The organism is Bacillus sp. FJAT-44742 (genome assembly GCF_002797315.1).
Lineage (GTDB): Bacteria > Bacillota > Bacilli > Bacillales > Marinococcaceae > Thalassorhabdus > Thalassorhabdus alkalitolerans.
Window position 1 is genome coordinate 1984286 of sequence record NZ_KZ454936.1, and the last position, 24964, is coordinate 2009249.

The 24964-nt window shown below is 43.6% G+C and carries 25 protein-coding genes; 1 reads left to right on the forward strand and 24 read right to left on the reverse strand.

What is annotated here, in order from left to right; genetic code table 11:
- Positions 1–62: 62 nt before the first annotated feature.
- From fabG to CEF17_RS09890, 10 genes are all read right to left on the reverse strand, one after another.
- The gene (fabG, locus tag CEF17_RS09845; RefSeq protein WP_100399376.1) at positions 63–806 is read right to left on the reverse strand and encodes a 3-oxoacyl-[acyl-carrier-protein] reductase; all 744 of its coding nucleotides are present in this window, start codon (positions 804–806) and stop codon (positions 63–65) included.
- A 3-nt stretch (positions 807–809) separates the two neighbouring features.
- Positions 810–1754 (reverse strand): ACP S-malonyltransferase, encoded by a 945-nt coding sequence (fabD, locus tag CEF17_RS09850; RefSeq protein ID WP_100399377.1) that lies wholly within the window; start codon positions 1752–1754, stop codon positions 810–812.
- Entirely contained in the window at positions 1754–2758 is a 1005-nt protein-coding gene (gene plsX / locus CEF17_RS09855; RefSeq protein WP_100399378.1) for a phosphate acyltransferase PlsX, read from the reverse strand. Before plsX ends, fabD begins: the two co-directional genes overlap by 1 nt.
- The gene (gene fapR / locus CEF17_RS09860) at positions 2759–3343 is read right to left on the reverse strand and encodes a transcription factor FapR (protein ID WP_100399379.1); all 585 of its coding nucleotides are present in this window, start codon (positions 3341–3343) and stop codon (positions 2759–2761) included.
- An 80-nt stretch (positions 3344–3423) separates the two neighbouring features.
- On the reverse strand, positions 3424–5469 hold the full coding sequence (gene recG, locus CEF17_RS09865) for an ATP-dependent DNA helicase RecG (protein WP_100399380.1): 2046 nt from the start codon (positions 5467–5469) through the stop codon (positions 3424–3426).
- Positions 5466–6353: an L-serine ammonia-lyase, iron-sulfur-dependent, subunit alpha gene (gene sdaAA, locus CEF17_RS09870; RefSeq protein ID WP_100399381.1), complete on the reverse strand. Its 888-nt coding sequence runs from the start codon at positions 6351–6353 to the stop codon at positions 5466–5468. The genes recG and sdaAA overlap by 4 nt, the downstream gene beginning before the upstream one ends.
- Before the next feature lie 13 nt (positions 6354–6366).
- Entirely contained in the window at positions 6367–7029 is a 663-nt protein-coding gene (gene sdaAB, locus CEF17_RS09875) for an L-serine ammonia-lyase, iron-sulfur-dependent subunit beta (protein ID WP_100399382.1), read from the reverse strand.
- A gap of 127 nt (positions 7030–7156) precedes the next feature.
- On the reverse strand, positions 7157–8020 hold the full coding sequence (locus tag CEF17_RS09880; RefSeq protein WP_100399383.1) for a DegV family protein: 864 nt from the start codon (positions 8018–8020) through the stop codon (positions 7157–7159).
- A gap of 34 nt (positions 8021–8054) precedes the next feature.
- Positions 8055–9755 (reverse strand): DAK2 domain-containing protein, encoded by a 1701-nt coding sequence (locus CEF17_RS09885; protein WP_100399384.1) that lies wholly within the window; start codon positions 9753–9755, stop codon positions 8055–8057.
- 25 nt (positions 9756–9780) lie between these two features.
- On the reverse strand, positions 9781–10143 hold the full coding sequence (locus tag CEF17_RS09890; protein WP_054635284.1) for an Asp23/Gls24 family envelope stress response protein: 363 nt from the start codon (positions 10141–10143) through the stop codon (positions 9781–9783).
- A gap of 224 nt (positions 10144–10367) precedes the next feature.
- Here CEF17_RS09890 and rpmB point away from each other — a divergent pair, with 224 nt between their 5' ends.
- The gene (rpmB, locus tag CEF17_RS09895) at positions 10368–10556 is read left to right on the forward strand and encodes a 50S ribosomal protein L28 (protein WP_054635283.1); all 189 of its coding nucleotides are present in this window, start codon (positions 10368–10370) and stop codon (positions 10554–10556) included.
- Positions 10557–10723: 167 nt separating this feature from the next.
- Here the strand turns inward: rpmB and spoVM are convergent, their stop codons facing one another.
- From spoVM to CEF17_RS09965, 14 genes are all read right to left on the reverse strand, one after another.
- The gene (gene spoVM, locus CEF17_RS09900) at positions 10724–10804 is read right to left on the reverse strand and encodes a stage V sporulation protein SpoVM (protein WP_054635282.1); all 81 of its coding nucleotides are present in this window, start codon (positions 10802–10804) and stop codon (positions 10724–10726) included.
- 355 nt (positions 10805–11159) lie between these two features.
- A complete protein-coding gene (rpe, locus tag CEF17_RS09905; protein WP_100399385.1) occupies positions 11160–11804 on the reverse strand; it encodes a ribulose-phosphate 3-epimerase in 645 nt (214 codons plus the stop codon).
- A gap of 3 nt (positions 11805–11807) precedes the next feature.
- On the reverse strand, positions 11808–12689 hold the full coding sequence (rsgA, locus tag CEF17_RS09910; protein ID WP_100399386.1) for a ribosome small subunit-dependent GTPase A: 882 nt from the start codon (positions 12687–12689) through the stop codon (positions 11808–11810).
- A gap of 13 nt (positions 12690–12702) precedes the next feature.
- Positions 12703–14763: a Stk1 family PASTA domain-containing Ser/Thr kinase gene (gene pknB, locus CEF17_RS09915; RefSeq protein ID WP_100399387.1), complete on the reverse strand. Its 2061-nt coding sequence runs from the start codon at positions 14761–14763 to the stop codon at positions 12703–12705.
- Positions 14764–14765: 2 nt separating this feature from the next.
- Positions 14766–15518: a Stp1/IreP family PP2C-type Ser/Thr phosphatase gene (locus CEF17_RS09920; protein WP_100399388.1), complete on the reverse strand. Its 753-nt coding sequence runs from the start codon at positions 15516–15518 to the stop codon at positions 14766–14768.
- 6 nt (positions 15519–15524) lie between these two features.
- Positions 15525–16610 (reverse strand): dual-specificity RNA methyltransferase RlmN, encoded by a 1086-nt coding sequence (gene rlmN / locus CEF17_RS09925; RefSeq protein WP_100399389.1) that lies wholly within the window; start codon positions 16608–16610, stop codon positions 15525–15527.
- A gap of 4 nt (positions 16611–16614) precedes the next feature.
- A complete protein-coding gene (rsmB, locus tag CEF17_RS09930) occupies positions 16615–17985 on the reverse strand; it encodes a 16S rRNA (cytosine(967)-C(5))-methyltransferase RsmB (protein ID WP_100399390.1) in 1371 nt (456 codons plus the stop codon).
- The gene (gene fmt / locus CEF17_RS09935; protein ID WP_100399391.1) at positions 17972–18922 is read right to left on the reverse strand and encodes a methionyl-tRNA formyltransferase; all 951 of its coding nucleotides are present in this window, start codon (positions 18920–18922) and stop codon (positions 17972–17974) included. Before fmt ends, rsmB begins: the two co-directional genes overlap by 14 nt.
- Positions 18923–19089: 167 nt before the next feature.
- Positions 19090–21501 carry a primosomal protein N' gene (gene priA / locus CEF17_RS09940; protein ID WP_442857452.1) on the reverse strand — a complete coding sequence of 804 codons (2412 nt, stop codon included), beginning with the start codon at positions 21499–21501 and terminating at the stop codon, positions 19090–19092.
- The gene (coaBC, locus tag CEF17_RS09945) at positions 21501–22718 is read right to left on the reverse strand and encodes a bifunctional phosphopantothenoylcysteine decarboxylase/phosphopantothenate--cysteine ligase CoaBC (RefSeq protein WP_100399393.1); all 1218 of its coding nucleotides are present in this window, start codon (positions 22716–22718) and stop codon (positions 21501–21503) included. The genes priA and coaBC overlap by 1 nt, the downstream gene beginning before the upstream one ends.
- 86 nt (positions 22719–22804) lie before the next feature.
- Entirely contained in the window at positions 22805–23005 is a 201-nt protein-coding gene (gene rpoZ, locus CEF17_RS09950; protein WP_054635276.1) for a DNA-directed RNA polymerase subunit omega, read from the reverse strand.
- A 4-nt stretch (positions 23006–23009) separates the two neighbouring features.
- Positions 23010–23624 carry a guanylate kinase gene (gmk, locus tag CEF17_RS09955; RefSeq protein WP_100399394.1) on the reverse strand — a complete coding sequence of 205 codons (615 nt, stop codon included), beginning with the start codon at positions 23622–23624 and terminating at the stop codon, positions 23010–23012.
- 32 nt (positions 23625–23656) lie between these two features.
- Positions 23657–23914, reverse strand: a complete 258-nt coding sequence (gene remA / locus CEF17_RS09960; RefSeq protein WP_054635274.1) for an extracellular matrix/biofilm regulator RemA — start codon at positions 23912–23914, stop codon at positions 23657–23659.
- An 89-nt stretch (positions 23915–24003) separates the two neighbouring features.
- Positions 24004–24876 (reverse strand): YicC/YloC family endoribonuclease, encoded by an 873-nt coding sequence (locus CEF17_RS09965; RefSeq protein ID WP_232725483.1) that lies wholly within the window; start codon positions 24874–24876, stop codon positions 24004–24006.
- Positions 24877–24964 lie beyond the last annotated feature (88 nt).

Consider the following 24964-nt stretch of genomic DNA (forward strand, 5'->3'; position numbering starts at 1 on the left):
GCTTTACCTCATGCAATTATAGGATATACTTCCTTAAAAAGCTAGGATGATTTGGGTTCCCCTTACGGCATAACCATCCCGCCATCAACATGAATGGTTTGCCCTGTAAGGTAATCTGCATCTGAAGAAGATAAAAAGCGAACGACGGCTGCAACTTCTTCAGGCTTACCAAGCTTACCAAGAGGAATTTGGTTTAGCAAATCGTTCTTCACCTCTTCGCCAAGTTCTTCAGTCATTTCCGTTTCAATAAAGCCAGGGGCGACGGCGTTCACTTGAATATTGCGGCTGGCAAATTCCCTAGCCAGTGTTTTAGTCAAACCGATCACCCCGGCTTTCGCCGCTACGTAGTTAGCCTGTCCTGCATTACCAAGGACACCTACAACAGAAGAAATATTAATGATTTTTCCTGCACGCTGCTTCATCATTTGTCTCGCCACCGCTTTGGAGCATTGGAAAACACCTTTTAAGTTTGTATCCATTACTGCATCCCAGTCATCTTCTTTCAAACGCATGACGAGATTGTCCCTTGTGATTCCTGCATTGTTAACCAGGATGTCCAAGCGCCCAAATTGCTCAACGGTTTCTTTAATCATTGCTTTGACATCTTGTTCACTGGATACGTCTGCTTGAATGGCAAATGAGCGTACTCCATATTCTTCACATTCTTTCACGACAGCCTCTGCTTTTTCCTTACTGCCGGCATAGTTCACACCGACATTGATTCCGTTTTTGGCCAGTTCTAACGCAATTGCCCGGCCAATCCCTCTTGATGCCCCAGTGATAAGAGCAGATCTTTCTTCAGCCATGCTTTATTCCTCCTTCAGCTTTTTTATCGTTTTTTCCAAGGATTCCAAATCATTAACTGCATGCACCTCAAGCCCACGACGCTGAATTCTGCGGACAAGTCCTGACAATACATTACCAGAACCTATTTCGATGAATGTAGTCACATCTCGTTCTATTAAATTTTTAATGGTGTCTTCCCAAAGCACAGGAGAAGTCACCTGATCCACGAGGAGATCTCGAAGAGTCTCCCCGTTTGTTTCGGGCAGAGCCGTTACATTCGTCATTACAGGAACGCCGGCATCTTGAAAAGAAATGTCACTCAGCACATCTCGAAGCTTGTCCTTGGCCGGCTCCATCAGTGTGGAATGGAAAGGTCCGCTTACTTCCAAAGGAATCGCTCGTTTCGCACCAGCCTCCTTCGCAAGATCAGAGGCCGTCTCTACTCCTTTTTTCGAGCCTGAGATCACGATTTGACCTGGAGCATTTAAGTTGGCTAGCTCTGCGGTTTCGCCTTCTGCAGAAGCTTCTGTACAAACCCTTTCAAGTTCAGTCCGCTCTAGACCCATTATGGCAGCCATTGCCCCTACACCGTCCGGAACAGCTTCCTCCATAAATAATCCTCTTTGTCTAACTGCATAAACTGCATCCTCAAATGACAATACTCCTGCAGCCACAAGCGCTGAATATTCTCCAAGGCTGTGACCCGCAACAAAATCCGGAGAGAGGTCCTTCTCCTTCACTGTTTCTAACAGAGCTGTACTTGCAGTAAGAAGGGCAGGCTGAGCATGTTCTGTTTTCTTCAGGACTTCTTTAGGACCGTTAAACATATATCCAGATAGGGAATACTCCAGCCTCTCGTCTGCTTTTTTAATAACAGAGCTTGCTTTTTCATTCTGTTCAAACACATTTTGAGCCATTCCTACTTCTTGTGAGCCCTGACCTGGAAAAATAAATGCAATCTTAGACATTATTCATTCACCCTCACTGAATTTGTGTCTTTAATTTCCTTTTGGATAACGCTTGCCACGTCTTCTTCAACCATTTGTTTTGCCTGACGGATCGCATGAAATATTGCAGTATGGTCAGAAGACCCATGGGCTTTTATGACAGGAGCTTTCAAACCAAATAACCCGGCTCCTCCGTACTGTGAATAACTCAGCTGTTCTTTGACATTCTTTAAACCAGGTTTTAAGACTCCTGCCGCCATTTTATTTTTCAAGGAGGAAGTAAGCTCTTTTTTCAACAAGGAAAACAAGGCTCCCGCAGTTCCTTCTATCGTTTTCAAAACCAGGTTACCTGAAAATCCATCACAAACGACCACGTCACACACACCGTCCATGACGTCACGAGCTTCTACATTTCCGATGAAGTTGATTGGAGCATGTTGAAGCAGTCCAAACGTCTGTTTCGTCAATTCATTTCCTTTTCCAGATTCAGTACCGATATTTAATAAACCAACCCTTGGGAGTTTAACTTTTTTGACCATTTCCATGTATGTGCTGCCCATAAGAGCGTTTTGGTACAAATGTTCCGCCTTGGCATCCACATTCGCCCCTACGTCAAGAAGTAAAAAGCCGTTTCCATCTAAGGTGGGAAGCATAGGAGCTAAAGCAGGACGTTCAATGCCTGGGATCCTTCCTACATGAAGCAAACCTGCAGTCATTAAGGCTCCTGTATTTCCTGAAGAAATACAGGCGTCAGCCCGTCCTTCCTTTACTTCCTTAACAGCAAGGACCATTGAGGAATCTTTTTTCCGGCGTACTGCCCTTGTCGGTGGGTCCTCATCTTCAATCTTTTCCACTGTATGTATAATCGAAATTTTTTTATGAGGCTTTAAGTGATCAAGTATGTCTGCTTCATTGCCAACTAAGATAACTTCTAAATCATGGTACGAACTGACAGCAGCAAGTGCACCAGCCACTTGAGCCTTAGGAGCATGATCGCCGCCCATGACGTCTATAGCAATTTTCATTTATACCTTCTCTCCTTCTCCTGAGGTTTCCTTTCCTGATGAACGAAACATAACAAATTCTCCAGAGAACACTAATTCCTGGTTCACGTTACTATTTACTTCCACAATTGTCCGTACCTGGTCATTTTTCTTCACCTGGGCTTTAGCAATTACTCTTTCTCCTGCTGAAACCTGCCGTGTAAATTTTACATTTGCTTTGGCTGTTAAGGCTAGTTCATCGTTAATAATCGCTACCGCCAGGGAATTGGCCTGGGCAAAAAGGTGGTGCCCCCTTGCAATGCCTGTACGTTCAAAAACGTGGTCTTTTTTTATATCTAAAATAGAAATAGCATACTCATCAAGCTGCAAATCTACTATTTCGCCTATTACTTCCTCTAATTGAAGGGCGCGTACATCGTCAAGCTGCTTTCTTGCGACGTGTTTTATTCTTTCTCTATGCTCTGGTATAGAAAGCTCTAACCTATCTAAGCGGATCGTTTGTACACTTACATGAAACTTCTTTGCTAATGACTCGTCTGTAATAAAGGGATCGTCTTTAATCGTTTGAATGACGAGCTCCTGCCGCTCTTTCTTGGATAATTTCATGGTCTTTACACCATCCACTTCTATGACTAGGTACTAAGAGCAGTATATAACCCTTACGTTTTAATTGCAAACAATTCTATCTAGTCAAGCTTTTCGCCATCCAGCACTCCTTCTTGTTCCAGAAATAAACGCAGAGGAGCAAACTGTTCTTCTTGCCAAAATTCATTGCTATTAACCAGTTTGGCCGCATCGTTTCTGGCTACTTCCAATGCCCTGTAATCATGAACCACATCAGCCATCTTAAATTCGGGCATGCCGCTTTGTTTCTGGCCAAAGAAATCGCCAGGCCCCCGAAGCTTTAAATCTTCTTCCGAGAGAACAAAGCCATCATTAGTTTCAGTCATAATCCTCATTCTTTCTTTGCCTGTCTCAGATTTCGGGTCAGCAATTAGAATACAATAGGACTGGTGCTCTCCCCGGCCGACACGACCACGCAGCTGATGAAGCTGGGCAAGGCCAAACCTTTCGGCATCATAGATAACCATCATCGTCGCATTAGGAACATTCACTCCTACCTCCACAACGGTAGTAGAAACAAGGATGTGAATCTCGTTTCTATCAAATCCAGTCATTACTTCTTCTTTTTCTTCATTCGAAAGCCTTCCATGAAGGAGCCCAACCTCATATCCCTGGTAAAAGTCTTTAAGCATTCCGTGGACTTCAATGACATTTTGCACATCCAGCTTATCTGATTCTTCAATAAGAGGACAGATAACGTACGCCTGCCTTCCTTGATCTACTTCTTTTTGAACAAACCCGAGAACGCGCTCAAGCATGTGAGGCTTAGCCCAGTACGTTTCAATTGGCTTTCTCCCTGCAGGCATTTCATCAATGACAGAGACGTCCATATCCCCGTATACAGAAATAGCCAGAGTTCTCGGGATCGGGGTAGCGGTCATAAAAAGGACATCTGGTGTCTTGCCTTTTTCCTTTAATGCCCGGCGCTGCATGACGCCAAATCTATGCTGTTCATCTGTTATGACAAGCCCCAGACTGCTAAATTCAACACCTTCTTGTATTAAGGCATGAGTTCCTATTACGATTTGGATTTCCTTGCTTTTTAAAGCCTCATTGATTTCTCTTCTTGCTTTGGTTTTTGTTGATCCTGTTAAAAGTGCTATAGACAGCCCAGCAGGCTCCAACAGCTCCTGTAAGGAGCGATAATGCTGTTCGGCCAATATTTCAGTCGGAACCATTAAGGCAGACTGGTAACCAGACAAAAAGGCGGTAAACATGGCTATAGCAGCCACCACCGTTTTCCCTGACCCCACGTCCCCTTGTAGAAGGCGATTCATTGAATACGGTGATTGGAGATCCTCAAGTATCTCTGCTGTCACTCGGTTTTGAGCGCCTGTTAATGGAAAGGGAAGCTTATTAATAAACTCGTCTACTTCCTTTTGTTCAAAGGTATGGACAATCCCTTCCCGGGCCATTCGCTGTATTCTCTTGAACATTTGCATTTTCAATTGAAAGAGGAGAAATTCTTCATATATAATTCTTCTTCTTGCATGCTTTAACGCTTCTCTGTCTTTAGGATGGTGAATATGAAAAAGTGTATTTTTTTTGGACGGCAGCTTATAGCGATCAAGAAATAACGGAGGCAGATTATCTTCGATCATATCTCCAAACTGGCGATAGGCTGTTCGAATAAATCCCCGAAGCTGCTTCACTGTAACTTTTCCTCCAACAGAATATACAGGCTCAAGGGATGCTTCAGATTCCTTAGAACCCTTTTTATAGTCCTGCACGGTCATTTGCAGGCGGTTTTTGTCAATCTTTCCTGTGATCGTGAGCTCATCTCCGTTTTTTATTTGCTGTTTCACAAAAGGACGATTGAAAAAAACCGCTTTCACTAACACACCATTGGTCAGCACCCTCACGGAAACCCTGGACTTTTTCCTCCCAAAATACTGAACAGAAGGTTCGCTTTGCACTACTCCTTGAATCGTGCCTCTTTCATCATGCTCAAGCTCTGTGACATCTTTTACTTCATAATCTTCATATCGATAGGGGTAATATTCCAAAAGATCGTTCACAGAGTGAATGTGCAGAGCATTTAATTCTTTTTCTTTTTCTTCTCCGATTCCTTTCACCTTAGAAACGGGAAGACTTGGTAAGCCGGTCATTTCTTATCAAGGGCGATGCCGAATATTTTTGTTTCCCACTCTCGCCCTGTCGGTGTTGCCGCCAGTCCACCCTGTGCAGTTTCACGAAGTGCTGACGGCATGACCTGGCCGATTTTATACATTGCCTCAATCACTTCATCGCAAGGAATACGGCTCTCTATTCCCGCTAGAGCCATATCGGCAGCCATTAATGCAACTGCTGTCCCCGCAGCATTTCTTTTTACACAAGGAACCTCTACAAGACCAGCGACCGGATCACATACCAGACCTAATAAATTTTTTAACGTCATCGCCATCGCTTCTGCACATTGGGAGGGAGAACCCCCGGCAAGCTCTACGGCTGCGGCCGCTGCCATGCCTGCAGCCGATCCTACCTCAGCCTGACACCCTCCTTCAGCTCCTGATATGGAAGCATTATTTGCTACAACCATTCCAAAAGCGCCTGCCGTTAACAAAAATCTCACTTTATCCTCTTTTGAAGCATTATATTTCCCGCTAAGAGCAAACATTGTCCCTGGAACCACTCCAGCCGAACCTGCTGTCGGTGTTGCACAAATGGTTCCCATTGCGGCGTTCACTTCATTTGTTGCCATCGCTTTACTTACAGCATCAAGTAAAAGGGGGCCTGAGAGTGTCTCATGATCAGCCATATAGGACTGAAGTTTAACCGCATCTCCACCGGTCAAACCAGATACAGAGGTAACAGACTCATTAATTCCCCGCTCGACAGCCTTTTCCATAACCTCTACGTTTCTTTCCATGTCTTTAAAAACTTGCTCCTTGGTCACTTTTTTAATCTCACACTCTTGTTCAAGCATCACTTGTGATATTGGTATTTTTTTTGATTCTGCTGCTTCGACAAGCTCAGCTGCATTTCTAAACATCCTCTCACCCCTTTTAGTCATGAATTTTGGATACTTGTGTGACATACGTAATCTTTTCTATTTTTCTTAGTAAAGACGGTGTAATATCCTGATCTACCTCCAGCACCATAAGTGCTTGTTCGCCTTTTTCTTTACGGGAGACTTCCATATGCCCAATATTAATCTTTTCTTTTGCCAGCTTTTCCGATACGTTTGCAATCACACCAAAATGGTCCTTATGAATGACAAGAATGGCTGGCTGTGTACCAGAAAGGCGAAGCTCAAAGCCATTTAATTCGGTAATTTCCACTTTGCCGCCTCCTATGGAAATGCCCACGAGTTCAATTTCTTTTTCCTTCGCTGCTAAACGAATTCTTACAGTATTGGGGTGATCTGTGATGGTTTCTTCCACAGAAAAACGAACAGTAACTCCTTGCTCTTTTGCTAGAGTCAATGATTGGGGAAGCCTTTCATCAAAGGTATCAAAGTCAAGCACGCCGCCCACGACAGCTACATCCGTGCCGTGGCCTTTATAGGTCCTGGCAAACGATCCATAAAAAAATATATCTGCTTGTTCAGGCGTGCTGCCAAACAGGGTTCTAGCCATTCTGCCAATTCTTGCAGCTCCAGCTGTGTGAGAACTCGATGGACCAATCATTACAGGTCCAATAATATCAAAGACGCTTCTATACTTCACTGTATGCCCCCCTTTTCTTTTCCCTGCATTTAGCAATTTACTATTTCCATTACACCCGTCGTTCTTCCTTCTGATCTGAGCGGGATAAAAAATATTCCTACCTGAAATTCAGGTAGGAATATGCATATTATTCAGCCTTTGTTACAGCTATAGATACAGTGCCCGGACCGACGTGAGAACCAATGACGGCTCCAATTTTTGTAATGACTTCACTTTTCACGTCGAATTTTTCCTGAATTTGCACAGCAATTTCTTTTGCTGTATCTTCAGCTACCGCATGAGAGATTCCGATATGGACAGGGGTATTCTTATACCCTTCTTCTATGGCTGAAAGGATCTTCGCTACAGCTTTCTTTTTTCCTCTGGCTTTATCATAGGGGTATACTTGTCCTTCTTCATTCACACTTAAGATCGGCTTCATTTTAAGCAATGAGCCGATTAAGGCAGAAGCTTTTCCAATACGGCCGTTTTTTTGAAGATATTGAAGAGTATCCACCATGAAATAAACGTTCGTATCTTCAAGAAGCTCCCCCAGCTTCTTTTTACACTCCTCGAAACTGTGGCCTTCCTTTGCATACTGAGCCAGCATGACTACAATGATCCCGAGGGAATAAGAAGCTTTTTTCGAATCTACTACTTCCACTTCTATCTTTTCGGCAACTTCACCTGCTGCAATGGTCGCAGCCTGATAAGTCCCGCTCATCTGGGAAGAAAGGTGAATAGAAAAGACCTTTGTCTCCTCTCCATTTCTTTCTCTCAGACGTTCAAAAACGGTTTCAAACTCATAAGGTGTCGGCTGAGAAGTTGTGGGCACAGATTCATACTGCGGCAGCTTCTCATAAAACTGTTCAGGAGATAAATTTTCTCCGTCACGATAGGTTTCTTTCTGGTCAAACGTAACCTTTAATGGAATCACGGTAATACCAAGCTCTTTCGTCATGTGCTCGGGTATGTCTGCAGTACTATCGGTTACAATTTGTATTTGTGACATAAAGGACCCCTTTCTGTACCTGTTTTGATGGGGCTTATTCTACTGCAATGATATAAGAATAAAGCGGCTGCTCCCCATTATGGACTTCTACTTCCACTTCATCATAATTTGCTTCGATGAACGTCGTGAGTTGTACTGTTATTTCCTCATCGGCACCTTCACCTTGAATCAATGTCACAATCTCTGCGTCCTCATCAATAATTTCCTTTAATAAAGACTTTGTTACCTCTGCAAGAGAAGAGCCAGATGAGACGATTTTCTTTTCAGCGATCCCCATAAAATCTCCTTCGCTGATTTCTTTCCCATCAATTGTCGTGTCCCTCACTGCATACGTAACCTGTCCAGTAGTCACTTCACCAAGCGCCTCTGTCATTGCTTCCTTATTTTCTTCCGGTGAAAGCTCGCTGTTAAATACAAACAAGGAACTTAATCCCTGAGGTACTGATTTGGTCGGTATACAAATTACATTTTTTTCGCTGACTTCAGCAGCCTGCTCTGCAGCCATGACAATATTTCCGTTATTGGGAAGGACGAAAATGTTTTCAGCATTTGTTTGCTCAATGGCTTTTACGATATCTTCTGTACTGGGATTCATCGTCTGCCCTCCAGGGATCACGACATCAGCTCCCAATCCTTTGAAAAGGTTTGCAATACCTTCGCCCATTGAAACCGTGACAATCCCATATTCCGCAGTTTCTGTCTCTTGAGACGGGTCCGCTTTCTTTCCTTCTTCCATAGAAGAGTGAGCTTCTTCATGTTCATGAAGAAGGGTTGTATGCTGCTCTCTCATGTTTTCAATCTTAATGTTTACCAATGAACCATGCTGCTGAGCTAAAGAAAGCACTTCTCCAGGGTGTTCTGCATGAATATGTACTTTTACTAAATCCTCGTCGCTTACTACAAGCAGAGAATCACCATGACGGCTTAACTCTTCCCTGAAAGCTGTCTCATCAAACGGATGCTGCTCTAATTTCTCTTCTTCAAATCTCACCATGACTTCTGTACAATACCCAAACTCAATATCTTCCGTGTTCATATGAGATTGAGCACTCTGATGATGTTCGACTTTAACAAGCTCGTCCATAGCAGGTTGGTTCACTCTTTCCGCTGGAACTGATTTTCCTTCCAAATTGGCGAGCATTCCTTCATAAATATAGACTAATCCCTGTCCACCTGAATCAACCACTCCTACTTCCTTTAACACAGGAAGAAGTTCAGGGGTACGCTGTAAAGAAGCATTGGCTTCCTTAATCACATCTTCAAGCACATCATGGACAGATTGTTTTTTCTTTGCAGATTTCTTTGCGGATCTTGCTGCATCTTTTGCCACAGTAAGAATAGTTCCTTCTACAGGCTTCATCACAGCTTTATATGCTGTTTCAACACCGGTTTCAAACGCCTTTGCCAGCACAGGGCCATCTACTTCCTGCTGGCCCTCCAAACCTTTAGCAAAGCCACGGAAAAGCTGGGATAGTATCACCCCGGAGTTTCCTCTTGCTCCCATTAACAAGCCTTTGGAAAATGCCTTTGCAACTTCGCTGGCGGCTTCCCCGGGAGACTGCTTTACCTCCTTTACGCCGGAAGTAATCGTTAAGTTCATATTAGTGCCAGTGTCTCCATCTGGAACAGGAAAAACGTTAAGTGCGTCAACTTCTTTAACGTTTTGTCCTAATAAAGAAGCACCGTGGATAAACATCTCTCCAAGCTTCTTTCCGTCTATTGATCTTGCTGTCACAACAGTTCCTCCTTACGTTCTCCTGCTAGGGATTAGTTACCCGGACTCCTTGAACGTAAACATTTACAGAGTCAACAGTTAATCCAAGCATTTGTTCAAGCTGGTACTTCACTTTAGTTTGTACATTATAGGCTACCTCAGAAATTTTCGTTCCATAGCTGACAATAATATACATGTCTATATGGATATCCTCTTCATCCTCTCGAATCACTACCCCACGGGAGAAATTCTCCTTCTTGATGAGGTCTGAGAACCCATCTTTTAACTGTTTTTGAGATGCCATACCAACGATACCGTAACAATCAATAGCAGCACCTCCTGCAATTGTTGCCACTACCTCTTTGGAAACGTCTATAGAACCTAGCTGTGAATTCATTTCAATAGTCATATCCATCCTCCTAAAGCAGTCTCAGTTTTTCAGCTACGGCTATTTTACTATACTCCACCATTTTTTAAAAGAAAATTCCTGCTGCCAAGGGGTTTTCCAAATAAATGGCTGTCAAGTATATTTCCTTGAAAAAAGAAATCTTCCTTATTGCATAGAAGTCATCCATGTGCTAAGATAATCAAGTATGATTGTTAGACAGTGGTAAGTACAAGGAGGTGCACGTCATGGCTCGTAAATGCTACGTGACGGGCAAGGGACCAAAATCTGGTCACAACCGTTCTCATGCAAACAATGCCACAAAGCGTCGTTGGGGAGCTAACGTTCAAAAAGTACGCATTTTGGTTGATGGTAAACCTAAGCGTGTTTACGTTTCTGCTCGCGCTTTGAAATCCGGCAAAGTAACTCGCGTTTAATGAAAACAAGCTTGTATTGCAAGCTTTCTCGTTTACAGGATAAACGCAATGGATGAAACATGAATGAAGGAGAGCGTTCTGCTCTCATGTAAAAAAGCACCTCATTTTCGCAGGTGCTTTTTTACATGGATTTAAAAGAGTGAATGCTTCTTTTCTCTCTTACTCCTTTACCCCTTTTTTAATGAATTGAGTACGGCCTTCACTACTCCGCCCAAAAACTTTGGCAATTTAATTGTGTAAAACTTCATTATTAGTCACTCCTCCTCTGAACCTGAATGGCCGTCATCATAAAGATGAGAATAAGTCCTCAAGAGAGATTCTTTTATATGTATATTCAGCCCCCTTGAAAAAGTACATCTTTTTTTCCGACAGACGAGAAGGCATAAGCTCTTCAAACCCTTGACCCCAATACTTTTTAAACCCTATTTCCCTTGCAAAGGATAAGCCTTTTACAGGAAGCGAAAGCTTTCGATTTGCAAAGAATACCGTGAACTCAACTCTTTATTGAAGTGATTTTAAGGAGACAAATAATAAGAGGGTGTACCAAAAGTCTCGCTCTTGATACACCCTCTTTCATAACTTTGCTGCTTCTTTTCTTTGTCTCTATCCTCGAATAGCTGTGATGGCAGCTTTACGATCTTCCTCTTTATAAATAGCAGAACCGGCTACTAATACGTTCGCTCCTGCTTCTCGGCAAAGCCTGGCAGTCTCTTTATTTACTCCACCGTCTACTTCAATCTCAACAGAACGATCCACCTGCTCTGTCATTTTTCTAACCTCTCTGATTTTCGGGAGGACACTGTGAATAAAAGACTGGCCTCCAAACCCTGGGTTCACTGTCATTAAGAGAACGAGATCTACGTCCTCAATCACATGTTTAATGACTTCTACTGGTGTGGCAGGGTTCAGTACGACTCCTGCCTTCACTCCTTTTTCTTTTATCGCATGAATGGTTCTGTGAAGGTGAGTGCACGCTTCCGCATGGACAGATAAAATATCTGCTCCTGCTTTTACAAAGTCATCTACATATTTATCAGGGTCGGCAATCATAAGATGGACGTCTAAAGGAAGATCAGTGTGCGGGCGGACAGCTTCCACAATCATTGGACCTATCGTAATGTTTGGAACAAAATGACCATCCATTACATCAATATGAATGTAGTCTGCCCCCCCTTTATCCACCTCAATTATGTCTTCTTTTAAAGATGCAAAATCTGCTGATAAAATGGATGGAGAAATTTTCGTCATTGATTAGTACCTCCGTTGTTGTTCGCTTAATTCTTGATAAAACTGCAAGTAATGATTATATCTTGATTCACTGATTTCCCCTTGTTCCAATGCTTCTTTTACGGCACAGCCAGGTTCCTTGCGATGAGTACAGCCACGGAATTTACAATCTGGAAGGCGTTCTCTCATTTCGGGAAAATAAAGGCTCAGCTCGCTTTCATCCATTTCCTGAAAATCGAGGGAGCTAAAGCCAGGTGTATCTGCGACCAGCCCCTCATAAAGGGAGATCAATTCCACATGGCGGGTTGTATGCTTACCCCTCCCTAGATGGGTGGAAATGGCTCCTGTTTCAAGGTTAAGCTCTGGGACCAATGCATTAAGGAAGGAGGATTTACCTACCCCCGATTGGCCTGCTATCACAGTGATTCTATCTTTGAAATGCAAAGCCGCTTCCTCTAGACCCTTGTTTGACATATTGGAAACAACGTAAAAGGGATAGCCAAGTTTTTGATAAATTGCTTTATAACGGGCAACCTCTTTCATCACTTCCTCACTGGCCAAATCTTCTTTGGTCACAACGATTAAAGGATCAATATCACTTTCTTCCACATGCACTAAAAACCTGTCGAGCAGCAGAGGGGAAAAAGCAGGCTCAACCGCTGAAAAAACCAAAAGTGCCTGATCTACATTTGCTATAGGAGGCCTGATTAATTCATTTTTCCTCTTCTTAACCTCGGTAACCGTTCCCTCTTTGTCGTTATCGGCTTTGTAGACAACCTGGTCTCCTACAAGGGGCTTTATTTTTCTATTTCTAAAGACCCCGCGGCCTTTACATTGGACTGTACCTTCCGGACCGCTCACATAATAAAACCCGCTGAGCGCTTTTATAATCCTGCCTTCCGCCATAACTCCTCCTTTATTAATCACCATAAGTAAATGAGTTTGATTGAATTTCTTCATCGTCTATATATAATGTATAGCTTCCCTCTTCTTCAGGAGTAACTATTAAAGGTAGTTGGTAGGTTCTGCTTTCTGAAATTGTTTCTTCAACAAAGACAGCGGGCTCACTTGTGGTGGCATCTTCATACGTAAGCCTTACGTCAAAGGTCAACCCTTCTTCCATCTCTTCCTCTGACATTTCAATAGGGATCACTGCTTCTACTTCTTCGGTTGCCTCATTTTCCTCACTATCTTCTGCGTCTTCTTCGTTCACTGTCTCTTCTTCGCGTGATTCTTCCTGTTCGTCTTCATCAATTGCTTCTTCTTGTTCTTCTTCAGGCCCAAGAGACATAATAAAAAGGATTTCATCACCGACTTGTATTCTTTCATATGGACCTGGATTATGGTCAATCACACGCCCCTCGTCATATAAGTCAGAATGCTCCTCTTCGAAACGGCCAGCAAGTCCTTCTGACTCTAAATAATTGTTGATTGTCTCCATTGTTTCCCCTCTTAGGTTAGGAATGGAAACTTCAGCCGGCACACTGTAGGTAAGTTGAACATTTGTTTCATCGGCTATTAATTCCTCTCCTGCAACAGGGTCCTGTTCTACAATAACGTTAAGCGGGGTATCTGTTGTTTCCACAGAAGAAAATTCCACACTTTCAAAATCTTCGAGAAGAGTTTCGGCTTCCTCACGATCAAGACCTGTAACATCAGGCATCTCAATCATTTCTCTTCCTTGACTGACAAAAACATTTATCTGGCTTTCCACCTTCACGGTAGATCCTGCCTGAGGCCGCTGTCTAATGACAAAACCTTCTTCCACCTCTTCATCATACACTCTCTCCACATTTCCAGTAAGCCCTGCTTCCTCCAGTTCTTCTTCTGCTTCTTCCAGAGTAAGCCCCTCAAGATTTGGGACATCGACATCCTGGACCATAAGCCAGCCGGGGATCACGGTGAACGCAGTCGCAAAAGAACCGGCAAGGATGACAAAAAATAAAACAATGGGAAGCACCCATTTTTTCTTCTTCTTCCCTTTAGGTGCTGCAGGTGGAGGGCTGGACGCTGCAGCGGAAGGGGCAGGACCTTTTTCTGCCCCTGCTACTTTTGTTTCTCCCATATTTTCAGCTGTATCTTTTATCACCGGCACTGCCTTTGTTGCTTCTTCATCGTCAGAAGGAGGTATATAACGGGATTCACTTTGGCGCTCAGGCCACAGGGCCGTTGAAAGATCTTCGTTCATATCCTGGACTGACCCATAACGATGAAAGGGATCCTTCAAAGTTGCCTGAATGATCACATTTTCAATACTCTGGGGCAGGTCGGGCCGCAGTTCTTTTGCAAATGGCAGCGGCTCCTGCAGCTGTTTAATGGCAATGGAAACAGCTGATTCACCATTAAAAGGAACCTCTCCTGTAACCATCTCAAACAGAACGATCCCCAGCGAATATATGTCAGACTTGGCTGTCACTGTTCCTCCTCTTGCTTGTTCAGGAGACAAATAGTGAACAGAGCCTAAGACAGAATTTGTATGTGTGATGGTTGCTGCCGAAGCAGCCCGCGCAATGCCAAAGTCAGTTACTTTTGCCTCTCCATGTTTATCAATAAGTATGTTGTGTGGCTTTATGTCACGGTGGATAATCTGATTGGCATGGGCATGTACTATAGCTGATAACACAGACGACATAATATTAATCACTTTGTTTACAGGCAAGGGGCCTTGCTGCTGGATATATTCTTTGAGTGTGGAGCCGTCTATATACTCCATCACAATATAATATAAGTCTTCTTCTTCGCCTACATCGTATATATCCACAATATTCGGATGAAAAAGACTCGTAGCTGCCTGTGCCTCACGGTGAAAGCGCCGGATGAACTCCTCATCATTTACAAATTGAGGCTGAAGTACTTTAACTGCTACTTCCCGCTCAAGAATCATGTCCGTTGCTTTGTAGACATGAGCCATGCCGCCGCCGCCAATAAGGGCATGAATTTGATAGCGTTCGCTTATTCTTTTCCCAATTAACCCGGCCATGCTCAGCTCCCCCTTGGAGAGGAAGGATGAGTAATGGCTGCAATCGTAATGTTGTCCTCTCCGCCGCGCTCATTTGCCATATGTACAAGTCTCTCTCCTTTATCAGAAAGAGACCCTTCTTTGGTCATCATGCGCAGCAAATCGGCGTCAGACACTTTGTTACTTAAGCCGTCAGAGCACAGGAAGACCAATTCTCCCTGTCTCCATGAAAAAGAAGAGACCTCCACGGTAATCCCTGCTTCTGTACCTAAAGCGCGGAGCAATACATTTTTTCTCGGGTGATTCTCTGCCTCTTCCTCACTAATCTGGCCGTTTTTTACCAACTCGTTAACAAGAGAATGATCATCTGTCTTCAAATGGATGGAATCATCTGTTATTAAATAGGCACGGCTGTCTCCCACGTGGCCTACAGCGACATATTCCTCTGTACATATAGCCGCCACCACAGTAGTTCCCATGCCGTAACAGCTCATATCCTCTTTTGATTTCTTAAATATTTCTTCATTAACTCGGGTTATGGTACTGCTCAGCCAGGTAACAGCCTCACTTTCTGTAAAGGAAGAGGAGGCTGCAAGCCACTCGTCTTCGAGTACCTTACAAGCAATGGCACTTGCCACGTCCCCTGATTTATGGCCGCCCATTCCATCTGCAACCACTCCCAGCACAGAATCAGCATGACTGTTTACATATACTCCCCCGCTGTCTTCGTTATGGTCGCGGACTCGTCCTACGTCAGTTTTAAACAACCAGTCCATTTCTCCTCACCTCGTTTCCTTCTCCCGCTCCTTTGCTCGAAGCTGACCACAAGCTGCATCAATATCATGCCCTTGTTCTCTTCTTATTGTAACGTTTACTCCTCTTTCTTTGAGGGTCTTCTCAAAAGCAAAGATGTCCTCCCGGCTGGTTCTTACATAGTCCCTCTCAGGAACATAATTGACCGGAATTAAATTGACATGGCACTTTACATCTTTTATTAACTCCGCTAACTCTTCCGCATGTTCCACTTGATCGTTTACGCCGCCAAACAACCCATATTCAAATGTAACGCGGCGGTTTGTCTTTTTAATGTAATATTGAATCGATTCCATCAGCTTTTCTAAAGGCCAAGCCCGGTTTATCGGCATTAAACGGCTTCTGATTTCGGTGTTTGGAGCATGAAGAGAAATAGCAAAATTAATTTGCATTTGCTCGTCTGCAAAATCATAGATTCGAGGTACCATTCCGCTTGTAGAAACGGTAATATGGCGAGCTCCGATATTCAGTCCTTTATCATGGTTAATTGTCTTCAAGAAAGAGATTAGTTCTTTGTAGTTATCAAATGGTTCACCAATACCCATAACAACAACTGAACTTACCCTCTCCCCTTTTTCATCCATTGCTCTTTGAGCATCAAGAACTTGAGCAACAATCTCTCCAGCTTCCAGGTTGCGCTTAAGCCCTCCAAGGGTGGAGGCACAGAAGGTACACCCTAACCGGCACCCGACCTGTGTCGTCACACAGACACTGTTTCCATATTCATGCCTCATGACCACTGTTTCGATAGAATAACCGTCATGAAGTTCAAAGAGAAGCTTAACCGTTCCGTCAGAAGATTCCTGTTTCATTATTTCTTTAAGCGTTGTTAAGGAAAAAGCATTTTCCAGCTTTTCTCGTATTCCTTTGGAGAGGTTTGTCATTTCAGAAAAAGAGGTAACTCTTTTTTGATACAGCCATTCAAAGATCTGCGTTGCCCGGAAAGCAGGCTCCCCCTCTTCCTTCAGCCATGCCTGCAATTGATGAAACTCCATAGAGAAGATCGAAGGTTTCGTTTTTGTTTCCACTCCGACCTCTTTTTTTAATTGTTCCACTCTTTCACTTCCTTTCTTCATCCTTTTTCGTAAGACTGCATATATAAAACCCATCGGTCCCGTAGTGGTGAGGCAGTATTGTAATCTGTCCTCCGCCTGCTGCCGGGTTGTTTTTCATACGTTCTGGGAGACGCTCAATTAGCGTTTCATCAAACTTAAAAGCCGGATTGGCTTCCAAAAACTCTTTTATCACCTGTTCGTTTTCATTTGCTTCTACAGTACAGGTGCTGTATACCAGACGTCCTCCCGGCTTGAGTACTTTCCCAGCCTCTTGAAGAATCGCTTTTTGAACCTCCGGTAGACGCTGAATATCTTCAGGGGATTTCTCCCATTTTAGCTCAGGCTTTCTTCGAATCACTCCCAGGCCGCTGCAAGGAGCATCAACAAGAACTCTGTCAAAACTGTCCTCAGGAAACTTTTCAGTTAACTTTCTGGCATCCAGCGCTTCACTTTGGACAGAAGTAATTCCAAGTCTTTGTACCTGCTGATTGATTAAGTTTATTTTTTTCTCATGAAGATCCAGAGCCGTAATGCTGCCGCTGTCCCCCATTCTTTCTGCTGCATGGGTTGTCTTTCCCCCGGGAGCGGCACATGCGTCCAGGACTTTCATTCCTTTTTCTGGAGCTAGCGCTCTAGCGACCAGCATGGAGCTTTCATCCTGTATAGTGCACCAGCCCTCCTGAAAAGTCTCTGTCATCATTACCTTCCCCGAAATAATTTCAACCGCATCTTCTGATAATCTTCCCTCTCGGACCTGGCACCCTTCTTCCTCAAGCCTTTTCATGAGCTCCATTTTGTTCGTTTTAAGCACATTTACCCGGACAGTCACTGGGGCAGGCTCAAGATTCTTTCTTGCCATGGCCTCAGCTTCTTCTCTGCCGTAGGCCTTCTCCCACAAGGATAACAGCCATTCAGGATGGCTTGTTTCTATACTTATTCTTTCCCTTGGGTTATCGATGGAGGAAGGGTCTGGCAGTCCTTTTCGCTGAATGCTGCGAAGCACACCGTTTACCATTCCGGCAATTCCCCTGTGTCCTCTTTTTTTTGCTATATTTACTGCTTCATGAATGATAGCTCTCTCGGGGATTCTTTCTAGATAAACCATTTGGTATAGAGACAGCCTTAAAAGACTCAGCACCCATAGATCAAGTGAATTGGTTCCTTTTTTTATGAAAGGAGATAAATAAAAATCAAGAGTTGCTCTGCGTTTTAACGTTCCATATACTAATTCAGTTAACAAAGCAGTGTCTTTTCCCGGAACACTTTTCTCTTTTAATGCTTGGTTTAAGGCAAGATTACTATACGCCCCTTCTTTTTCAATACGCATCAGCAGATCAAGAGCTACCTCTCTTACGTTTTTGTCAGCCTTGGTCATCTCCGAATCGATCTCCTTCTTTTAAAGCGGCACCGGCTCCACGCAAATAATCGGAAGCCTTTAACCTTTTTTTACCGGATGGCTGCAGCTCTTTAATCTTTATCGCTGTGTCATCCCCTGTACCTACTATGATTCCATTCTCTTCTATTGATAATACTTCTCCAGGTTTTCCCTTTTTTGGAGAAGCTGTCTTTTCAGCCCACCATATTTTAACTGGTTTCTCATTATAAACCGTATAAGCAACCGGCCAAGGGTTCATCCCTCTAATTTGATTGTAAAGCTCCTCTCCCGTTTTGTTCCAATCCAGGAGTTCCTGCCCACGCTGTATATTCGAAGCAAAGGTCACTTCGTTTTCATTTTGAGGTACAGCCTGTATTGTGCCCTCTTTAATTTTTATTAACGTGTCAGACAACAGGTCAGCTCCAGCTTCACTAAGCTTATCATGGAGAGTGCCTACCGTGTCTTTCTCGTCTATGGGCACCCGTACCTGAGATAGGACGTCTCCGGCGTCTAGCTTTTCAACCATATACATAATGGAAATGCCTGATTCTTTTTCCCCATCTATAATGGCTTGATGAATCGGGGCTCCCCCCCGGTATTTTGGCAATAGTGAAGCATGTACATTAATGCATCCATACGAAGGAGCATCCAGGAGCTCATTAGGAAGGAGCTGTCCGTAGGCAGCAGTTACCACGATCTCTGGGTTTGTTTCCAGGATCGGCGAAAGCTGGTCTTTTTCCCTTATTTTCTCTGGCTGAAAAACAGGGAGATCGTGTTTTTCTGCTTCTACTTTTACAGGGGGAGGTGTGAGCGTTTTTTTTCTCCCTTTCGGTCTGTCTGGCTGAGTCACTACACCGACAACTTCGTGGCCTTCCTGCAGAATTCTCTGCAGAACAGGAACGGAGAAGTCCGGTGTGCCCATGAACAAAATTTTCATTGTTTGTCTTTCCTCCTGAAACTAGTCGTGTAATTACATGAGAAAACTTGGCTAAAAGCCAAGTCTCTGCAGGCGATTGATGGTTTAACGAAAATAGGATTGCCCCCATGTCCTTGCTGCTTCTTCAAAGGTGTACACGCTGGCGAAGGGGTATCCCTTTACCCTGGCTACATAAACATATGCGGGTTCATATCTATTGAAATAAACAGCTTATCTTTGGCCATTTCACTTTGAAAATGATCAGCTATTTCTCTTAATGTTTTGGTTAGTTCTGGCTCATTTCTATATTTTATCATGCATTGGTAACGATATCTATCTTTCAGGCGTGCAATGGGTGAGACAGTCGGGCCGAGTACTTTTGTCTGGATCGACAACCGTTCCCTTAAATGGGAGGCTATTTTTTCTGAAGTGGTGATGACCTGGGATAAATCTTCGTGGGACACAGTTATAAGAGCTAAAAAGAAATACGGAGGATACCCTCCCACTTTCCTCTGCGTCATTTCCTGCCGGCTAAAAGAAAGGAAATCATGTTTCTTGGCATGAACAATGCTGTAATGTTCGGGATTATATGTCTGGATGACCACTTCACCCTTTAATTTATCTCTGCCTGCTCTACCGCTTACTTGTGTTAAAAGCTGAAACGTCCGTTCTGGCGCACGGAAATCAGGCAGGTTTAGGAGTGTATCAGCTGCCAGTACACCTGCGAGAGTGATATTAGGGAAGTCCAGTCCTTTTGCGATCATTTGCGTGCCAAGAAGAATATCCGCCTGCCCGCTGCCAAACTTGGTGAGCAGCTTTTCATGGGCGCCTTTTTTCGAGGTTGTATCCACGTCCATGCGGATCACTCTGGCGGTTGGCAGCAAGCGGGTCAATTCTTCCTCCACCTTTTGCGTGCCTGTTCCAAAAAAGCGTATATGCTCGCTGTCACAGGAAGGACACTTATTAACCATAGACTCTTCATGACCGCAGTAATGACATTTCAGCTGCTTATTTACATGATGATATGTAAGGGATATTTCACAGTGAGGACATTCTGTAACAAATCCGCAGCTTCTGCACATTACAAAGGTCGAATACCCTCTTCGGTTTAAAAAAAGGACGACTTGTTCTCCTTTTTGCAAACGATCCTCTAACTTTTCCAGCAGAATGTTAGAAAAGACAGAGCGGTTTCCGTTCTTTAGTTCTTCCCGCATATCGACCAATTCTACTTCAGGCATTGGAAAATTATTTACTCTATTATTTAACTCAAGAAGACGATAGACCCCTTTTTGAGCCCTGGCAAAAGATTCTAACGAGGGCGTAGCACTTCCTAGCAAAACGGGACACTTGTGGTATCTCCCTCTCCAAATCGCCACATCTTTTGCGTGATAGCGGGGATGATCTTCCTGCTTATAGCTTCCTTCATGCTCTTCATCTATTATGATTAACCCCAGCTTCTCAAAAGGGGCAAATACAGCTGAACGTGCCCCTACTGCCACTTTTACTTCCTTGCGTTGAATTTTTCTCCACTCATCATATTTTTCCCCTATGGATAACGCGCTATGAAGGACGGCTACCTGGCTGCCAAATCGACTTTTAAAGCGATTAACCATTTGGGGGGTAAGAGAAATTTCGGGCACGAGGACAATCGCTTCTTTCCCCTCTTCGATAACTTTTTGAATTGCCTGGAGGTACACTTCTGTTTTTCCGCTGCCTGTCACCCCGCGAAGAAGAAATGTTTCATGAGTTTTCGTCCCCACTGCCTCTCTGACAGGATGCAAAACTTCAGCCTGGTCATTCGTTAAGGATAAAGGAACGGTTTTTTGAAACTCTTTATCTTTAAAAGGGTCTCTGTATTGTTCAATCGTTTTTTCCACAACACACCCCTTTTCAACAAGAGCTTGCAGGACAGCACGTGTAAATCCTCCTTCAGTTTCCACTTGTTTGAGAGGGACAGGGGTTTCAGGATAATGTTCTAAAAGCCAGCGGAGGGCTTCCAGTTGTTTTTTTGCGCGATTCCCCGCCATGTCCTCAAGCTCTTCACGGCTTTTTTCGGGAGTTACTTGAATCGTTTTATAAGACTGCTTCCTTGCTTGATCTTTCACTTCATATTCAAGAAGTATCCTCCCATCCCGGACTTCCTTTCTAATTAGGGAAAGAAGGTCTTTATCCATAGGAACTTTGTTCCATTCAATTGAACTTCGTTTGCCAAAAAGAGTTTGAATGAAAACAGGGAAGTGTACAATATCTTCTTGAAGATACAGGACTTTTTTCGCTTTTGCCCTCATTGCTGCCGGAATCATCGACTGATAGGCTGTGATCTGGTAGCAGATCGTCTCCTCGGAAAGCCATGATCCAAGCTCCAGTAATTCTGGAGTCAAAACAGGAGTGACATCAAGCAGTTCATCAATGTTTCTTACTCTTTTGACAGTTGTGTTCTCTGTTAATCGAATAATAAACCCTTGAAGTTTTCGTGGACCAAAAGGAACCACAACTCTCATACCCGGGGACACAGCACCTTGGAGACTCTCAGGCACTTTGTAGTCAAACAGTCTGTCTGTTTGGCCGGCTGGTACATCAACCACAATTTGAGCAAACATCACTGCCTTCCCCCTCCCATGAACCGCACAGCTGTCTGAAGGATTTCCGAGGCTACTTCTCGTTTTGAAAGAAGTGGCAGCCTTTTTATTTGGTCCTCATGCTTACTGATAAGAGAAACGATATTTGTATCATGTCCAAAGCCAGCATTGTCCGAAGTAATATTATTAGCGACAACCATATCAAGGTTTTTATTTTCCAGCTTCATTCTTCCATAATCCTCGACATGCTCTGATTCCGCTGCAAAACCTACTAAAAACTGATTTGTCTTTTGTTTTCCAAGCTCCGCCAATATATCCTTGGTTCTTTTCATTTCAATTACTAAATTACCTGGCTGCTTTTTAACCTTTTGGTTAGACGTTTCTACCGGGGTGTAGTCAGCCACGGCTGCAGTTTTCACAACTACATCAGCCTTGTCAAAGTGTTCCATCACTGCATCATACATCTCTTCAGCGGTAGTGACATCAATTCGTGACGCTCCCCGGGGAGTTTTCAATTGAACCGGACCGGAAATAAGTGTAACCTCAGCCCCCATTTCCACTGCTTCCTCTGCGAGGGCATATCCCATTTTTCCAGTGGAGTGGTTTGTAAACACTCTGACGGGGTCAATGGATTCATGAGTGGGCCCCGCTGTAATTAACACATGTTTTCCCTGAAGGATTTTTTCATTCCCCTTTTGAGAACCAGACTCCTCCAGGAAAGAGACGATCCCCTCCGGCTCAGCCATTCTTCCTTTGCCAATCCATCCGCACGCCAAATATCCTTCGCCTGGCTCGATAAAAGTATATCCATCATTGTGCAGCCTTTCCATGTTTCGCTGGACTGCAGAATGCTCGTACATATTAACGTTCATTGCCGGAGCAATAAACACTTTCGCTTTCGTCGCAAGCGCTGAGGTGGTAACCATGTCATCGGCAATGCCATTTGCAATCTTGCCGATCACATTAGCAGTCGCCGGAGCAATCAGAAAAATATCCGCCCAGTCTGCTATATCTATATGGGCTACTTTTTCCGGTTCTTCCTCCGCAAAGGTATCATCATAGACTCTATGACGCGTTAAGGCTTGAAATGTAAGAGGCTTAATAAATTCCTTTGCCCCTTCTGTCATCATTACTCGTACGTCTGCACCAGCCTGAGACAGCTTGCTGGCAAGCGCTGCCGCTTTAAAAGCTGCGACTCCCCCTGTCACAGCCAAAACTATATTCTTTCCTTTGATCATGGGCTCCTCCTCTTTTCTCGTATACTTCCTGGCTGAAAAAAATAACAACCTATGAGTGGATAGGTTGTTATTAGTCTAAGTTTTAATCATTCTTTTTTTAAGCCAAGTTCTCCATGCTTAATTTCTTCCAAAGCAATACCCACGTATTTTGAAGATTCATAATCTTCTACTAACGGGGTCATTTCGTCCATTTCAAGCAAATCTCTTGCCCTTCTGGCTGATAATGTTACAAGCGTATACTTAGAATCAATTTGCTTTAACAAGGAATCTATCGAAGGATACAACATAAAGCTATTCAACCTCCACAAGTTGTTTATATTTTTCAATCAAACGTTCTTGTTTACAATGCTCAGCTGTCACAATAGCCTGGATACGTTCAACTGCTTTTTCGACTTCATCATTTTCCACAACATAGTCATAGTTTTTCATCATATCCAATTCTTCTCTAGCAACAGTCATTCTTTTGTTAATGAGCTCTGCGTTCTCTGTTCCCCGTCCTTCAATGCGTTTTCTTAATTCAGCAAGGCTTGGAGGCATAAGGAAAATAAAAACCCCTTCAGGGTAGCGTTCCTTCACTTTTCTGGCTCCTTGAACCTCGATTTCAAGGATAATGTCCTGGCCCTCGTTCAGTGTTTTCTTAACATTTTCCAGTGGTGTGCCGTAATAATTATCCACATATTTTGCCCATTCCAGGAACTCGTCTTTTTCGATCATTTCCTCAAACTCTTCTTTTTTCTTAAAGAAGTAATTCACACCATCCACTTCTCCTGTCCGCGGTGCGCGGGTAGTGGCTGAAACAGAGTAAGAGATGTCTGTATCCTTTGTTCGAAGAGCTCCGCAAACTGTTCCTTTCCCTACACCAGCCGGGCCGGAAAGAACAACCAATAAGCCTTTCTCTTTTTTCATAAAACATACAACGCCTTTCAAAGAAATTTCACTTATTCATCTATGTCGTCTTTCGTATTTAACCGTTGAGCGACTGTTTCCGGCTGTACAGCAGACAAAATGACGTGATCGCTGTCCGCAATAATAACAGCACGAGTTCTCCGCCCGTATGTAGCATCTATTAACATATTGCGGTCTCTTGCTTCCTGGATAATACGCTTGATCGGCGCAGACTCCGGACTTACAATAGATATAATCCTGTTTGCGGAAACAATATTTCCAAAGCCGATATTTATTAGTTTGATATTCATCATTATCCCCCGCTTTTTGTGCTGAGAGTCTCGAATACTCTCTATTTTTACCGCTTATGTACTAATATATACGAAAATTCGTTCGCTGGCTACTCAATATTCTGCACTTGCTCTTTTACCTTCTCCAGCTCACTTTTCATATTGACTACCTGACGGCTGATTTCGATGTCATTCCCTTTTGATCCTATCGTGTTGATTTCCCGGTTCATCTCCTGAACAAGAAAATCAAGTTTTCTGCCTATGGAACCTTTTTCCTCTATTATGCTAAGAAACTGTTTAACGTGGGAGGTCAAACGGGTAATTTCTTCATCTATATTGGCTTTATCTGCAAACAGAGCCACTTCAGTCAAAATCCTGCCTTCTTCAAGCTGATAGTCTTCCCCAAGGAAGTCCTTCATTCGCTTTATCAGCTTTTCACGGTAATTTTCAACCACCTGGCCTGTTCTTTCTTGAATGATATCCGTCATCTTTGAAATGGAATGAATTCTTTTATTTATATCCTTTTCAAGGGCAGCGCCTTCAGTTTGTCTCATTCTATATAACATAGCTGCACTTTCCTCGACACATTGTACAAGTGCCCCCTCCCATTCCTCTGGAATATCTCCTTCCTCCTCCACCGTCGTAATATCCGGATGCAGAAGAAAGGACTCAAGGGACAAAGAAGTATCCTTAAACCATGTTTGTTTTTTCATATCTTCGGCACTTTTCATAAATCCCTGCAGCAGTTCCCAGTCTACTTTCACCTGGCGTACCAGTGCACCTTGCCCATCCACTGATACAAACACATCAACTTTCCCGCGCTGAACAAAGCGTTTGACAATTTTATGAATGCGCTCTTCCATATACGAGAAATTCTTTGGAAGACGTACACTGACTTCATTATACCTATGGTTAACAGACTTCATTTCTACTTGAACTTTCCCGCGGTCCAGGTTTACAGCAAAGCGACCAAACCCAGTCATACTCATTACCAATGTCATCACACCCGCTCTACTTTTCTAATTAATTCTAACATTACATGGGAGGAGAAGAAAAGAAAGAACGGCTATA